A 15,218-nucleotide genomic window follows, 5' to 3' on the forward strand; every position below is an offset into this window, starting at 1 on the left:
ATTTACTTCTGAGGTGCTCGCATGCGCTTGCTCACTAGAATTCTACATCTATCGGTAGTTCTATTCGTACTTTGTATGGCTTGTAGTGTGCTTCAGGCATCGGCAGAAGGTCATTACAGCTCCACAGAAATCACCAGCTGGCAGATGAAATGGGGAAGCCCGGATGGGGAGTCAGGCCGGGAGGTTCCGCTTGCGGACGGACAAGGATGGATCGAGGTCCATGCACTGCAAGGTACACCAGAGCTTCCCAGTGGTATTTCCTCCGCATGGACGCGTATAGCATTGCCGGCGAATCAATATACTTCACCTGCGGTCTACATTGATACATTATACGCGCTGCATGTAAAGGTGTATGTTGGGGAACGTCTTGTCTTCGAGGGCGACCGCAACTACATTCATGACAATTATTCATTGCTTATCCCTCTCAGTGCCTCAGATAACGGCAAAACCTTATACATATGGACAGAGACCCTGCAGGATCGTATCGGAATTAAAGACAAGGCGCTGCTGGGTGAGCACAGTATCCTAATTAAGGACTATTCAAAAAATGGATTGGTCGACATAGTCTTGGGCGGCGCTTTTTTATTCGTGGCTATCGTTCTTTTTGTCTGCGCGTTTTACTTGAACAAGGAATATTTCCCTATTGCCGCTGCGCTGTCTATAGTTATTGCCTCTACCGGGGTTCTATCGATCACATATTCTCCTTTTACGTACACCTTCTTCAGGTATTTAGGCCCGCTTAGCGTCGTGTTCTTCGATCTGGCACTGCTGTCGCTGCTGCCTGCATTGACCTTTTTATTTGAGAAAATTTTTGGCAGCGGCAAGCATGGTATCATCCGCCGATTCCGTAAATTCCAGGTGGTCTATTCCATATTCTGCATTGCCTGCATGATTGCTAATTATCTGTCGGGCAACCGGCTGGTGGAGTTTTATTATTTTGTATCGGCCACCCTCATCGGTATTATCATGATTCTGCAATTCATCCTGCTGATCGCCTGCGTTATCCTGTTCTCTCTGAGGGGTAACAAGGATGCAATCACCTTCGCCATTGGATTTGGTGTTGCTGCCTTAACCGGGGCGGGTGAGCTGATCTGGTACTATATCCAGCAAGGCAATTATGATCTATTCTATTGGAAGTGGGCGCTGGTGGTGTTCATTCTCTCTTTGATCATCATCCTGGGGCGCCGTCTCGCTTTGAACCATCAGCAGGTTGTCAAATATTCACGGGAGCTGGAGCTGTTCAACAACGAATTGCAGAGGTCCGAAAAAATGGAGATTATCAGCGAGTTGGCTGCATCGGTGGCCCATGAGGTGCGCAACCCCCTGCAGGTGACAAGAGGGTTTCTGCAGCTTCTAAGTGAAAAGTCGAGCGGTGACGAGCGAAGATATTTATTCATGGCCCTTAGCGAGCTGGACCGCGCGTCCAATATCATTACGGATTTTCTCACCTTTGCCAAACCGGAATTCGAGAAGATCTCACTGCTCAGTGTCCGGGATGAATGTAAGCATATCGAGAGCATTCTACTGCCGCTATGTCATTTGAACGGTGGCAAGATGCTGCTTGAGGTCGCCGACCATTTATGGGTAAAGGGCAACTCCTCCAAGTTCAAGCAGGCATTCATCAATATTATCAAGAACAGTATTGAGTCGCTGGGCGAAGATGGTAGCATTCATATTATGGCCTATGCCAAAGAGGATAAAGTATTCATTCATATCAAGGATAACGGGTCGGGGATGGATCCATGGGTTCTGAGCCGGTTGGGAGAGCCTTATTTCTCTTCTAACAAGACTAAGGGAACAGGACTAGGACTCATGGTGACGTTCCGGATTATTGAGGCGATGGGGGGCGAGGTCCGCTTCATAAGCACAAAAGGAGCCGGAACCGAATCCATTACTATTCTGCCCTTGGCAGAAGCGCCGGATGGTTCTGGCTCCTATGAAACTGAGCTTGTATAGGATTACCAGGTGCTAAGTGTGGTGAAGTCCGTTTTCATTACGCCGGATGCCGGGCTTGGTGGGATAACCAGATAGAATTCGTTGGATCCTTCTTCAACGGTCTTGAGAGTAATATCATCGGGAAGTTGAATGCCTAGCGCTTCTTGGAGGGCTGCTTTCGGATCAGTGAGTAATCTTTGCTTGAAACCCGGATCTTCCCATGCCTTTTGAATCACTTGATTTCGGAGAACTGCTTCTGACAAAATAATCACCCTTCCAAAATGGTTATATTTTCCTGATTAGTATAGCATAGCCCAGTCTATTATTCTATATCCTATTTCCTATTTACAGATTTATATGTTTGGATAACCAATAGGAGAGACCCCCTTGTTGTAAAAGCTTTTTCTCCGCCTCAATGGTTGCTGTGATGTGTTGTAGATTCTTGACCATCATCTGGTGGAAGGATAGGAGATGGGGGACGTTCAGTCGGCATTGTTCAAGCTTCCTGTGATTGGACACTGCTGTCCCGGCATATTCGGCCAGTCCCCCTGTGGTGAAGATATATTCTTTGACTTGCTCTTTTGTAAGCGCTCCCCTCTGTAGTTTGAAATGTCCGCTTGCCAGTGACAACAGGCAGTTGTAGCTTCCGCCGTCAAGATCCTGCTCCCAATCCTCGTAGTCGTCCAGCATTTGCAGAGTAAGCAGCGCCGTGTGGAGCACCTCCTCCGCTTCTGTAATCAAAGGGGCATTACCGGAATACAGCAGAATCGCTGTGCTGGTAAGCTTCAGAGGGCTGGCCTTGTGAGAAATCTTCAGGCGGTCATTCCGGAAATAATCTCCATGCGCCTCACCGGCCATGCTCTCCGCCCACTCCAGGATATACCGGTTGAAGCAGAGCCAGAAGAGCGAGTCCGCCGGGAATAAGGGCCTGTATCTGTTGAGGAATTCAACATACAGCAGATTCGCAAGCGGCAGCTTCCCGGCTGCACGGTCCAGGCTGCTGTCGATCAAATCATCCTGAATGAAGAAATACAGCATGCAGAAAACATTGCCGGCCGACAGCTGCCGGACTTCGTCATCGGTAAGACCGTAGCCGTCCCTTAGCCAGAAGGGCAGCAGATAACAGATATAATTTTTGTGACTTCCTGCACTGAAAACGTTAAACTGATCGAGATAGGACAATCCTTGTGTTCGAAGTGGTTCAGGGAAGCCTGAAATAATGTTGCTGCAGTCTTGAAACACTAAACGGAGATCTTCATCGAAATCATGCAGCCAATCCATAATTGGTCTCCTTTTATCAGTTTTGTGTGTGTAAATCTATGTATTAACCATAGGTAAAAAATGGTTTTCGAGATGATTATAGTCTTCCCGTCAGGTGTTTTCAATTAAAATTCGAGGGGGGAATTATAATATGGCATGGTACACGTTTGGGCAAATGCTAATGCATATCCGCCTTGGACAAAAAGCAGCTACTCCAGATGGACGTACGGTGCTTCGCACCTCTGCCGGATTACTCTGGCAAGGCGGGAGGATGGACGGGATCATCGTAGAAGTTAAAGATTATCTGTTCTCTGATCTCTGGCGGATCTACGAGGACGAAGCAAGCCTTAGGGAGAGCCATAACCGGGATTTATTGGAGCGGCGAGAGCGGGAAATGCTGGAGAATCAATATGAAGAACTACGTTGGAACGATATGGAGGAACATAGAGGGAGAAGGGAAGAATAGTTGTACTGCGCACGAACAGAATTATGAAGTGGAAGGGGAATAGGGTATGGATAAAATTGTATTTGGACTGGTGGGCGGGGGCTGGCGTGCGGAGTTTTATTTGCGGATCGCCAGAGCACTGCCGGAGCGGTTTGCGGTCGGGGCTATGTTTGTCCGGAATAAGGAAAAGGCTGCAGCTCTTAGCAGAGCTTGGGGCGTAAGCGTATATACCACCATTGAGGAATATATCGCGTCTGGAGCTTACTCATTTACTGTTGTGAGCTTGAAAAAGGATATCAGCACAGCATATGTGATCCGATTGGCGGAGGCTGGAATTCCAGTGCTCGCTGAGACGCCTCCCGCTTCTGATCTGGAGCAGCTCTGGGAACTGTGGAACCGTGTTGGCAGCTCTGCAAAGATCCAGATTGCCGAGCAATATTTGTTCCAGCCGATGCATGCGGCAAGAATTAGACTGGCTGCATCGGGAAGGCTAGGAACCATCAGCCAGGCTCAGGTATCCGCGGCGCATGGTTACCATGGAATCAGTCTAATCCGGCACTTGCTCGGTATCGGCTTTGAGGATGTCAGCATCCGTGCGCAGAATTTCCGATCCCCGATTATTCAAGGACCGCAGCGCAGCGGCCCTCCTTCCGCGGAAGTGCTGGTGCAGACTGTCCAGACTCTGGGAACGCTGGACTATGGAGACAAGCTGGGCGTATTCGATTTCACCGGTGACCAGTATTTTTCCTGGATTCGCGGTAACCGTGTACTGGTTCGCGGGGATCGTGGTGAAATAAGGGATCAGGACATATCCTGGCTGCAGGACTATGATACACCGCTGTACAGCACACTGCGCAGGATCGATGCGGGACATGGCGGCAATCTGGAGGGCTTTTATCTCAAGGGGATTATGGCAGATGGAGAATGGGTGTATAAAAATCCCTTTGGACCTGCACGCCTGTCGGACGATGAGCTTGCCATCGCTGAGAGTCTTGCCCGGATGCAGCATTACATCCAAGGCGGGCCATCCTTCTATAGCCTGGCCGAAGGAAGCCAGGACCAATATTTGGCGCTACTGCTGGAACAGGCCGCCGATAGCGGCGAGACGGTAGTGTCGCAGCGTCAGCCCTGGGCGGCGGAATAAGGCTGCGCGGCCGAGCGGGATGAAGAACCAACAACAGCAGAAATGCCGTTGTTTATTAAAAAGGCTGCCCGTTCGATATTGACATGCAAACGGGCAGCTTTTGGCTTTTTACCAGTTGAATTTTAAAGCTCTTCAGCCAGTGTTATATAATCGGAGCGCAGCCGGATCAGCTTCGAGACACTCTGCTCTAAGCCGCCGGGCCGGTTGCGCTGGATCCACAGCTGGCGGTAGTGGTGAAGCAGGAGGTCGAGGTCTTTGATCTGCCGCTGGATCAGCGCCGGGTCCAAGAGCTTATCCCCCTTTGCCAGTTGTTTCTTAATCCGGGCCAGCTGTACCGCATGCTGTACAAAATGAATACCATTCTGAAGCTCCTCCAGAACAAGACGGGCATCGCCGCATCCCAGCTCCAACTGGTCGAGCTGTAAGTCGATTCCTTCTATATATTGCTCCAACTGATCAAGGTGTTCATCCGTTAACTTGCTGACAAGCTGTACCTGATGCAGTGGGGAGCGCAACAGCATGGACATTTCCGTATCATTTGGACGGACTACGCCAGACTCATACTTGTAATAGTTGCCCAGATCGAGCAGCAGCCGCCCGATTGTGCCCGAACGGTCATGAAACACGGCTGTGTTCAGGTAAGCTGCAACATCGGCTTCCAGATTGTTCTCTACATTCCAGGCTACTGCTGCACCGTAGGCAAATCCGGCATAGCTGACCGGCAGGTGCTGCCAATGTCCAAAATCTCCCCAGTCGGTAATCAGGTAGCCGATAGCTCCGTTATTCTTGCCATGCACCGCGGCGCTGCGCAGATTGGCCAGCATATTATCGCTGCGGCCTGTGAGTGAATTCCAGGAGCTGGTTCCGGGGCATACATAGAATGGGATTCCGGCTTCCCGGAATTTCAGCGTATCTTCTTCAAACGGATGAGCTGCGCTGTAGCCCCATTCCATGGCAATGATATCTTTGGGCAGCTGGGGAATGAGCTCAGGGTGCTGGATGATAATATCTCCCCAAAATTGCATGGTTTTGCCGCGCTTCTGGACAAGTTGATGAATTTTCAGCAGGAAAGATAAATAGAGCTGACCTTTGCCTATGGCCTCGGCCGATGCTTTGCTTTTGCCAAGACCTAGTTCATACGTCTCATCACAGCCTACATTAAAGTGCTCCGATGAGAAGTAGGGGAGGAGATCATCATACATGGTGCCAAGCAGTTCAAGGACTTCAGGATCCTCAGTATGGAAGGTACCCGGGTGCATAAACAGCCCCTCAGGGTACATTTCACTATCATACATATGCTCTGGAAGCATGAAGCCTTCAGGGGTTTCGGCAAGGGCGTTGAACTCCGGACGGGTCAGCCAACCCTCCATGTGCCCGAAGCTGTTTTGATTCGGAACCAGCTCGATATAACGTTCCTTGCAATAGGCATCCAGCAGCAGAATTTCCTCGCCGGTGATGGGGGTCTCGAGCTCCCAGACGTGTGGAAAAGACTCATAGGCAAATGGAGAACCTTCTATATATAACTGCAGCTGGTTCAGCTTCACATCCGCCATGAAATCTATGATGTGGTAAAGGGTTTCGAGCCTCGGGATTTTGTTGCGGCTGATATCGATCATCAGTCCCCGGGCGGCAAAGTCCGGCTGGTCGGTAATCTGCAAGTAAGGGATGCTCCTACCGCAATGCTGCAAAATTTGTTTTAGCGTGGCTGTAGCATAAAAGGCTCCTTGAGGAGAACCATAGATGACAGCAATTCCACTCTCATCGACGCGGATTTCATAGCCCTGTGCAGGCAGCAGGGGACTATAACTAAAGTGATAGACCGAACATGTGGCTGAATGTGTGCCTACAGACAGGGAAAGGCTGATCTGAAGAGTCTGCGACACGATGTGCTGAAGCCGGCGCGCGGCAGGGAGGACGGAATCTTTTGCTTCAGCCGCTAGAACTATGCTTCCTGCGGGAGGATGCTTGAAACGGCCGTCTGACACGTTCAACACCTGTGGCTTCGGAAACAGCAGCAATGGATGATTTTCAGACATAGCGTGAACACCTCTTGTTCATGTAGAATATGATCATCTTCAGAATAACCATATCACTCCTGGATACAGGGAGGAATGCACATGATGTTCGAGGTCATGGATTATATGATCAGTCCATACCCCATAAGGATTATTGATCCCAGAGTAGAGTCTTCCAGGCTTAGGCTGAAGACGATACAGATAGGCCAAACGGGTCATCTGCCGGGAAGGATATTGTTTCGTTCAAACGCAGTATTCGAGCATTGGGCACTTGTATATATATTATCCGGGAACGGAACCTTTATGGAGAACGATGGCAAGATACAGCAGGTACGTGCCGGCAGCCTGTTCTTCTTCCGTCCTGGCTGTAATTACTGCTTCGGGCCTCAGGCGGGAGGAAGCTGGGATGAATATTATATTAATTTCACGGGTACACGTGTGACTGAATGGCTGGAGGCAGGACTTATCGAGGGGGGGAGAGTATTTGAGGCGGCTGCGTTCTCGGGGCTTTCTTCCATTTTTGAACAGGTGCTCAGACTGATGGAGGGCGGTGTTCCGGCGGATGCCGACAGGGCGGCAGCCATGCTGGAAGGGATATTGCTGGAGTGCTCCCTAATCACTCAAGGTTTTTCCTGGACACGGGAGGCTGACATTATGCCCCAAATCCGCGAAGAGTTGAACTCCTGCATCTACGGTAAGCCAGATCTTCGGGACATTGCCGCCAGACACCATATTTCGATGTCCACACTTCGCCGGCTTGTGCGGCGAAGCAGCGGGTACCCTCTGCATGAGTATATTCACCGGCTCAAAATGGCCGAAGCGAAGCATCTGCTGCTTAACACCTCCCTCCAGGTCAAAGCGATAGCCGGGATGCTGCATTATGGCGATTGTTTTTATTTTTCAAGGTTATTTAAGAAATATATGGGAGTGTCCCCACTCATTTGCCGCAAAAGTCTATAATTACCGACAAAATTCTACTTTAATTGATCTAAGTGTGTCGGAATTTGCGGTTTTTTCATTGACACCGGCAAAAATAGGATGTTATTATTTAGGTGAAATTAGCAGAATCACGATAGTTCTTATAGACTATGCCGGAGATGAAGCCATGAGAGAATTTTACTGCATCAGTTGCCGCAGTCTCCATAAGGTGGATACACCAAACCACACTGTACGTATTTTGTCCACCGGGTATCATATCGTTGGCGAACAACGCTATCAGATTTGCATTTGTAATTCATCCAAGTTGCCCAAAGCCTTGCCAGCGGTAGCCGAATAGACTGCGAATGCCTGGAAAGATTACGACAACCATAGATTTTTGCTTCCGAAACAGCCAGTCCCTTTTTAGGGGCAGGCTGTTTTATTTGGTCTGCGGAGATTCAGGAGGAGTCTGGTAATTATTGTAATCGCTATCATTAGAAAAGAAGGATGGGATTTGATAATCCTATGAAAAAAAAAGCCCTATTTTACGCAAAAATCCCCAATTGTAAACGTTATCAGCAAAAAGGGGAACTTGTTATTGTGATTTTTCTCATGTATGATGCTTTTAAACAAAGCTTAAATAAGCTCGCATTTTCCACAAACTGGAGAATAGGGTGGTGGGATGAAAATTAAAGCAACCGCGGAAGACAGAATGATTGCACTTTACAGAACGATTTCTTTGTCCCTCACATCACTGATGTACCTCCTTGACCATACGGGGCCTTCCGTCTTTTCTAAATCCCTATTAATCATCTTGTTATTATTATTTGCCCAAATATTCACTGTTTATTATCGGAGGCTTCGTAAATGGCCGCGCGTTCTTATGCTTGCAGTGAGCATAGAGATCGCTGGAATGATTGTACTGACGTTGTTTACTGGCGGGTATGACAGTCCTTTTAAACTATACGTTCTTAATCCGGTTCTCATCGCTGCAGGTTCTCTATCTTTTTATTTCAGTTGGAGCCTGTTGCTTGGTTATTTTGGCATATTTGCCGCATTTTGTTACTTTTTTATGAACACTTCCGGCAAAACTTTTGCAGAAGCAGTGCTTGATAACGGCAACCTGTTTCTAGTCATGGTACTTACGGTTATAATTATGCAAATGGTCAATCGGATGAAGCGGCAGCGGGAAGCGGCAAACGCACGGACGAACGAAACCATGGAGCACATTAAATCGCTCTATCACATTGTGGAGACTTCAAGTCAGCATGATTTCATGAACATCGGGCAAGTCATTACGGATTATGTGGTAAAGCTTACTAAGCTGGACAAAGCCTTGTTTTGGTTTGCAAAAAAGAGTGGGGAGCCTGCCCCTGAGAGCCGCCAGACCGGCTGGCAGCAGGAGGAAGAATGGTACCTGTTCGCAGAGCTGGAGAAGCACGAACATGAATGGAGACTGCAGCGCGAACCGGTATTCAAAAGCCTACCCGGACTCGGAGACTTTCTGCTTATGCCCGTGAGAATGAGTACACGTTTTGTGGGCATGATTGGCGTCAAGCTGGAAGCATCGGAGGGCCTGGAAGGCCGCAGATGGTATATCCAGCAGCTAATGTTCCTCTCGGAGCTGAGCGCCATTATTCTTGAACGCCATGAGCTGGGCGTGATTGAGAACCGGCTGATCATCACCAATGAGCAGAACCGGATTGCCGATGAAATGCATGATAGTGTATCGCAGAGCCTTTTTGGCATTGTCTATGCCACTCATTCTCTGAAGCAGACGTGGCGGAAGATGTCCGAATCCGAGCTGGAGGAGCAAATTGAACTGATCCATGATTCGGCAACCAAGGTTGCCAAGGAGCTGCGCATTACGATCTACAGCCTCAGCTCCAAAAAGAGCGGCGGTCCCACATGGCTGGGCATGGTCAGATCACATTTAAAAAACTTATCCAGGCTGAATGATGTGGAAATTGAATTAAAAATAACGGGGGATGATTTCAGTCTTCCTTATCCTTACCACAAGGCGCTCTTCCGGATTATATCCGAAGCGACAGGCAATGCCATACGTCATGGTGCAGCCAGCCGGGTGGATGTCGAACTGTCACTGAAGCCGAAATGGATCAGACTATCGATAAGCGACGATGGCGTTGGTTTCGATACTGATCTGCTCTGGACCGAATCCGAGGATAATACCGGCGGATTAGGCATGAAGAATATGCAGTATCTGGCACAGTCCCTAGGCGGTGACTTCCAGTTATCCAGCAGTGAGAATGCAGGCACCAGAATTTTAATTTCGATACCTGTCGGCGTGGCTGAACTGAAAAATGCATAAACTTTAGGCAGGAGGTCGTTCAAGTGAAAATCGTCATTGTTGATGATCATCCATTGGTTAGAAGAGGACTTGCGGCGGTCATTTCTATGCAGGCGAATCTGCATTTTGCCGGTGAAGCAACGAATGGCCAAGAAGCGCTTCTGATCATAGAAGAGACACAGCCTGATCTTGTGCTTATTGATCTTAAGCTGGCCGATGAATCAGGTCTGGATGTCATCAAAGCAGCGCGTTCACGCGGGATGAGCAGCAAATTCATCCTGTTAACCTCTTCGGCAAGCCGGGAGGATTTCCTGAAGGCGGAAGAAGTGCTGGTTGACGGGTACGTGCTCAAAGAAGCTTTGCCTGAGGAACTGCTGTTTGCCATTCAGCTGGTTCATAAAGGCCGAAAGTATTATGACCCCGGACTGATGGAAGATAAGATGCGGATGAACGGCAACAGTCCGACAGATGAATTAACTCCCAAAGAAAAAGAAGTGCTCATTGAGCTTGGCCAGGGTGCCAGCAACCGGGAGATCGCTTCCAGGCTGTTCATCAGTGAGTTCACGGTGAAGAAGCATGTTAGCCAGATTCTGGCGAAGCTTCAAGTAGCTGACCGGACACAAGCAGCATTGTATGCAAACGCGGTGGGGCTCACCAAATATGAAATGTCATACGATTAACTTCCATTTTATTAAAAATATGTTAGATACACGGACATCCTTGTCCGTGTTTTTTTGTTTTCTTTTGGAAGGGTTTTCACAAATTTTGCATTCCTTTTACATTAGCAGAGCCGCCTGAACATTACCTGAATATAACCTGGACAGGATGTTACCTGCCCAGAAGTCTGCTAAACGCCTGCATACGTAGCTATTAGTGCCACGGCTTGTAAGGATTTTCAAGTCATATACTACTAAAGTCTACCATGCGCCCCCTCTTTTGTAGCAAAGCCTCTCACACGAAAGTGAAGATTAAAGTGATGGTATGACCCATGTGGGGATTCCCTAGGATTGATAGAATAAAAGCAAGATATCTGAAACTTTCATGATTGCTTTCAGAATGTAACGAATGCGGAAGGAGGGTTACTGTGGAAAAGACGATTTTGGATTACATTAACCTGATTAAGAAAAGGTTATGGTTGATCACGCTGTTTGTACTCATCTCATGCGCTACTACCTATTATGTCAGCCAGAACTTCGTCGTGCCTGTCTACTCAGCCTCCGGACAGCTGCTCGTCAACAACGCCGCGAATGTCCCCGAGAGCAACAACCTTAATAATCTGAACTTCAGTCTCAACCTCATCGAGAGCTATAAGGAAATTATGAAGTCGCCCACGATTATGAAGAGTGTAGTAGCAGAACATCCGGAATTCAATCTGACAGAACAGCAATTGGCTGGCAAGCTGCAGATCAAATCTTCGGAAAAGAGCCAGGTGATCAACCTGAGCGTGCAGGATGAGAACTACGCCAAAGCCGCTATGATCGTTAACGCGGTTTCGCAGACATTCATCCGCAATTTGCCGGCACTGATGAATCTGGACAACGTAACATTCCTGACTCCGGCTGATCCGGCAGATGTTCCTGGACCTGTTAATGGTGGAGCGACAATGAACATCATCATCAGTTTTGTAGTTTCACTGATGGCAGCTATCGGAATTATTCTGCTGATGGAGACTCTCAACAGCACACTCCGGACAGAGAAGGAAGCAGAGTTCGATCTCGGACTTCCGGTTATCGCCAGCATTCCTGTGATCCGCAAACGCGATTTAGGAAAGTCAGCAAATGCTAAAGCAAGAGTAGGGGAGGGTGCTTATGTTACGGCTGAATAAGAGTCTGATTGCAGACATCAATCCTTCCTCACATATCTCTGAATCCTTCCGCTCGCTGCGCACGTACATCCGCCAGCTTGGTCTTCTGAAAGGCAACGGAGGGCAAGTGCTGCTCTTTACCTCTGCCGAAGGCGGGGAAGGAAAAACAACGATATTGTCGAACCTTGCAGTTTCTTTTGTACAAGACGGCAAGAAAGTGGCTGTGGTTGATTGCAACCTGAGACATCCGGGACTGCACAACGTGTTTGAGGTAGAGGGCAGCCAAGGGCTTGCCGCATACCTTGGAGGCAAGGAAGAAGCAAAGGATATTGCCGTTTATGGCAATCTGGCTAATCTGGCTGTAATTCCTGCCGGTATTACCAGTGTGAGTCCGCCGGATCTGCTGGGCAGTGAGCGAATGGCAGCTCTGCTAGAGGATTTGAAGGCAAGCTTTGATCTGGTGCTGCTGGATTCGCCGCAGGCGGTAGAATACAGTGATGCGCGTATCCTGGCTCCCCTGGCAGATGGATTGATTATCGTCGCCAGACACGGCAAGAGCAAACGCGAGTCGCTTAAGAAGCTGAAAGTCCTAATGGAGCAGACAGGCGTGAAGATTCTCGGAATTGCTATGAATCAGACCAGATAGTACTTCCAAGCGGGTTTTGTTCTAAAGAGAAAATGAGTGGAGCTAATACTTACAAAACCTGGTGTATGCTTCCGAAGCAAGTTTTGTACGAAGAATATTCGGATGAGGCATATGCTTACAAAACTTTTTAGGAGGTAAGTGCGGATGAAGAAGGTAAAGAAAGTAATTATCCCTGCAGCAGGACTAGGAACGCGCTTCCTTCCTGCGACGAAAGCAATGCCTAAGGAAATGCTACCGATCATTAACAAACCCACTATTCAGTACATTGTGGAAGAAGCGATTGCTTCCGGTATCGAAGACATCATTATTGTTACAGGTAAGGGAAAACGCGCGATTGAGGATCACTTCGATAACGCTTTTGAACTGGAGTCCAGACTGCTGGAAGACGGCAAGCTGGAGCTGCTGAAAGAAGTTCAGCGTTCATCCAAAGTGGAAATTCACTACATTCGCCAAAAAGAACCTAAAGGCCTGGGCCATGCAGTATGGTGCGCCAGACGGTTTATCGGAGACGAGCCCTTCGGAGTCATGCTTGGTGACGACATCGTAACCGGCAAAGTACCCTGCTTGAAGCAACTCATCGATCAATACGAGGAAACGCAGAATTCCGTAATCGGGGTTCAGGAGATTCCTGATGAATTCACCAACCGTTACGGCATTATTGAACCCGATTTGCAGGACGGACGATTGTACCGGGTTAATAATTTTGTCGAAAAACCTGCGCTTGGCACCGCACCTTCCAATCTGGCGATTATGGGACGTTATGTGTTCACTCCAAAGATCTTTAAATACCTGGATCTTCAGGAAAAAGGTGCAGGCGGCGAAATTCAGCTGACAGATGCTATTCAGAAGCTGAATCAGAGCGAGCGCGTATACGCTTATAACTTTGATGGTACGAGATACGATGTCGGCGAACGACTGGGATATATTTTGACTACCCTTGAATTTGCACTGCAAAGCGAGGATCTGCGGTATCCGGTGATGGATGCAATGGCAGAATGGCTCAGTAAAGAGGGATTAACGCTGAATAGCTAAAAACCAGGTTTATACTTTTTGAAAAGAGCAAACTTTTAGGAGGAATGAGGAGAAATGAGCATGCAAAAACTGCCGGAAGACTATGAGGCCGTCCTGCCGAAACTTTACATGCTACATGCCAAAGAAGGAAGTAAAGAAATGGATTCCTATCTGGTGATGAAGCGGATTATTGACATTTTTTTCTCCGCTCTTGGCCTTCTCGTGCTGCTGCCGCTATTCATAGTGGTAGCAATCCTGATTAAGCTGGAAGACCCGAAAGGAAAAGTATTCTTCCGTCAGAACCGGGTTGGCAAGGACGAGAAGCTGTTTCCAATGTATAAGTTCAGATCCATGGTCTCCAATGCCGAGGAACTGAAAGCAAATCTGATGGCCTATAACGAGGTCAGCGGTGCAATGTTCAAGATCAAGAACGATCCCCGTATCACCCGTATAGGAAGATTCCTGCGCAAGACCAGCATTGATGAATTGCCTCAACTCTGGAATGTGCTGATGGGACATATGAGCCTCGTCGGCCCCCGTCCTCCACTAGTGGAAGAGGTTGCCCAGTACACGGAATATGATAAGCAGCGGTTGATGGTTACGCCAGGCTGCACAGGTTATTGGCAGGTAAATGCGAGAAACAGCGTTGGATTTGATGAAATGGTTCAGCTGGATCTGACCTATATCCATATCCGCAGCACCATGCTGGATCTCAAAATAATCTTCAAGACTGGCCTGATGCTGCTCGGCTCCAAAGATGCGTATTAATAAAATGGAAATTGGGTGAATGCCGATGCTTGTATACGGAGACGTTCCTAAGATTTCCATAATCATCTGTACCTACAACAGATCCGCTTTACTGCTTAAGACGCTTCAGTCGCTATTACCGCTGGAGAATCTGGACCAGGCCGAAGTCATTGTGGTGGATAACAGCTCCAAGGATGATACGGCAACTGTAGTCAGGCGGTTTATGGATACAGAAGGTACAGATATGGATATCCGTTACATTCTGGAGCCGGTACAAGGATTATCGGCGGCCCGGAATACAGGGATTCTGGCTTCCAAATCGTCGCTCATCGCTTTTCTGGATGATGATGCGATTCCTTGCCGGAATTGGATAACGACAATTGAAAGTACGTTTGCACAAAAGCCCGAGGTCATGGCCATGGGTGGCAAGATTGCTCCCATCTTTGAAAGTAAGCGTCCGGATTGGCTGATCAAGCCGTTCGAGCTGCCTTACACTATCGTTGATTTGGGCAACCGCATTAAGGAATATCCGAAACGGCTGCATCCCTGCGGCGCCAATATGGCGATGCGCAAGGTGGCCTTCGACATTAGCCTGTTTCCTCTGGAGCTCGGAAGAAAAGGAGATTCACTTCTTTCCGGTGAAGAGACCTGGTTGTTCAATCAGATTGAAAGTCAAGGACATTCGATTCTTTATCATCCGGAGATGGCTGTCGATCATTTCGTACCAGCCAACCGTTTGACTGAAGATTGGATTATGAAAAGATATTACAGCCAAGGCATATCCAACGCGATGAAAAGCGATGGTGTGAAAGGAAATCTGCTCCTGCTGGGTAAGACGGCCGCCAAAGTCATCTATGTGATGGCTGATTCGATCCTCTCCAGAAGCCAGGGAAGAAGACTCCTGAACAAATGCCGGCTGGAGAGTATTCGCGGAACTCTTCATATGATCTGGAACCGGAAGAGGGAATCCGCAGCGGGGTGAGGG

At 48.4% G+C, this 15,218-nt stretch carries 15 protein-coding genes; 12 read left to right on the plus strand and 3 right to left on the minus strand.

Annotated elements, in window-relative coordinates; genetic code table 11:
- The first annotated feature begins 21 nt into the window (after nt 1–21).
- Nucleotides 22–1,956: an ATP-binding protein gene (locus AC0MA3_RS17960; protein WP_474657194.1), complete on the plus strand. Its 1,935-nt coding sequence runs from the start codon at nt 22–24 to the stop codon at nt 1,954–1,956.
- A gap of 2 nt (nt 1,957–1,958) precedes the next feature.
- Here the strand turns inward: AC0MA3_RS17960 and AC0MA3_RS17965 are convergent, their stop codons facing one another.
- Together AC0MA3_RS17965 and AC0MA3_RS17970 are read right to left on the minus strand one after the other, a co-directional pair.
- Complete coding sequence (locus tag AC0MA3_RS17965) at nt 1,959–2,198, minus strand: NHLP leader peptide family RiPP precursor (protein WP_379154378.1); 240 nt, start codon at nt 2,196–2,198, stop codon at nt 1,959–1,961.
- Nucleotides 2,199–2,280: 82 nt separating this feature from the next.
- The gene (locus AC0MA3_RS17970) at nt 2,281–3,216 is read right to left on the minus strand and encodes a hypothetical protein (protein ID WP_474657195.1); all 936 of its coding nucleotides are present in this window, start codon (nt 3,214–3,216) and stop codon (nt 2,281–2,283) included.
- Nucleotides 3,217–3,346: 130 nt separating this feature from the next.
- On the opposite strand from AC0MA3_RS17970, the gene AC0MA3_RS17975 reads away from it, so the two are divergent.
- Nucleotides 3,347–3,661 (plus strand): hypothetical protein, encoded by a 315-nt coding sequence (locus tag AC0MA3_RS17975; RefSeq protein WP_474657196.1) that lies wholly within the window; start codon nt 3,347–3,349, stop codon nt 3,659–3,661.
- A gap of 46 nt (nt 3,662–3,707) precedes the next feature.
- Nucleotides 3,708–4,784 carry a Gfo/Idh/MocA family protein gene (locus tag AC0MA3_RS17980; RefSeq protein WP_474657197.1) on the plus strand — a complete coding sequence of 359 codons (1,077 nt, stop codon included), beginning with the start codon at nt 3,708–3,710 and terminating at the stop codon, nt 4,782–4,784.
- 122 nt (nt 4,785–4,906) lie between these two features.
- Here AC0MA3_RS17980 and AC0MA3_RS17985 read toward each other — a convergent pair whose 3' ends face one another.
- Nucleotides 4,907–6,820 carry a beta-N-acetylhexosaminidase gene (locus AC0MA3_RS17985; protein WP_474657198.1) on the minus strand — a complete coding sequence of 638 codons (1,914 nt, stop codon included), beginning with the start codon at nt 6,818–6,820 and terminating at the stop codon, nt 4,907–4,909.
- Between the two features lie 81 nt (nt 6,821–6,901).
- Between AC0MA3_RS17985 and AC0MA3_RS17990 the strand changes: the two genes are divergently transcribed.
- The 9 genes from AC0MA3_RS17990 (at nt 6,902) to AC0MA3_RS18030 (ending at nt 15,215) form a co-directional block, all read left to right on the plus strand.
- Nucleotides 6,902–7,759, plus strand: coding sequence for an AraC family transcriptional regulator (locus tag AC0MA3_RS17990; RefSeq protein WP_474657199.1), 858 nt, complete (start codon nt 6,902–6,904; stop codon nt 7,757–7,759).
- Between the two features lie 145 nt (nt 7,760–7,904).
- Nucleotides 7,905–8,075, plus strand: a complete 171-nt coding sequence (locus AC0MA3_RS17995; RefSeq protein WP_379154391.1) for a hypothetical protein — start codon at nt 7,905–7,907, stop codon at nt 8,073–8,075.
- A 555-nt stretch (nt 8,076–8,630) separates the two neighbouring features.
- A complete protein-coding gene (locus tag AC0MA3_RS18000) occupies nt 8,631–10,046 on the plus strand; it encodes a sensor histidine kinase (protein ID WP_474657200.1) in 1,416 nt (471 codons plus the stop codon).
- Nucleotides 10,047–10,069: 23 nt separating this feature from the next.
- Complete coding sequence (locus AC0MA3_RS18005) at nt 10,070–10,705, plus strand: response regulator (RefSeq protein WP_379154397.1); 636 nt, start codon at nt 10,070–10,072, stop codon at nt 10,703–10,705.
- A gap of 404 nt (nt 10,706–11,109) precedes the next feature.
- Nucleotides 11,110–11,850, plus strand: coding sequence for a YveK family protein (locus AC0MA3_RS18010; RefSeq protein ID WP_474657201.1), 741 nt, complete (start codon nt 11,110–11,112; stop codon nt 11,848–11,850).
- Nucleotides 11,834–12,475, plus strand: a complete 642-nt coding sequence (locus tag AC0MA3_RS18015) for a CpsD/CapB family tyrosine-protein kinase (protein WP_474657202.1) — start codon at nt 11,834–11,836, stop codon at nt 12,473–12,475. Before AC0MA3_RS18010 ends, AC0MA3_RS18015 begins: the two co-directional genes overlap by 17 nt.
- Nucleotides 12,476–12,619: 144 nt before the next feature.
- Entirely contained in the window at nt 12,620–13,507 is an 888-nt protein-coding gene (gene galU / locus AC0MA3_RS18020) for a UTP--glucose-1-phosphate uridylyltransferase GalU (RefSeq protein WP_379154403.1), read from the plus strand.
- Nucleotides 13,508–13,561: 54 nt separating this feature from the next.
- A complete protein-coding gene (locus tag AC0MA3_RS18025; RefSeq protein ID WP_474657203.1) occupies nt 13,562–14,254 on the plus strand; it encodes a sugar transferase in 693 nt (230 codons plus the stop codon).
- Nucleotides 14,255–14,273: 19 nt separating this feature from the next.
- Complete coding sequence (locus AC0MA3_RS18030; protein WP_474657204.1) at nt 14,274–15,215, plus strand: glycosyltransferase; 942 nt, start codon at nt 14,274–14,276, stop codon at nt 15,213–15,215.
- The last annotated feature ends 3 nt before the right edge of the window (nt 15,216–15,218 follow it).

Source organism: Paenibacillus sp. LS-5 (assembly GCF_056121505.1).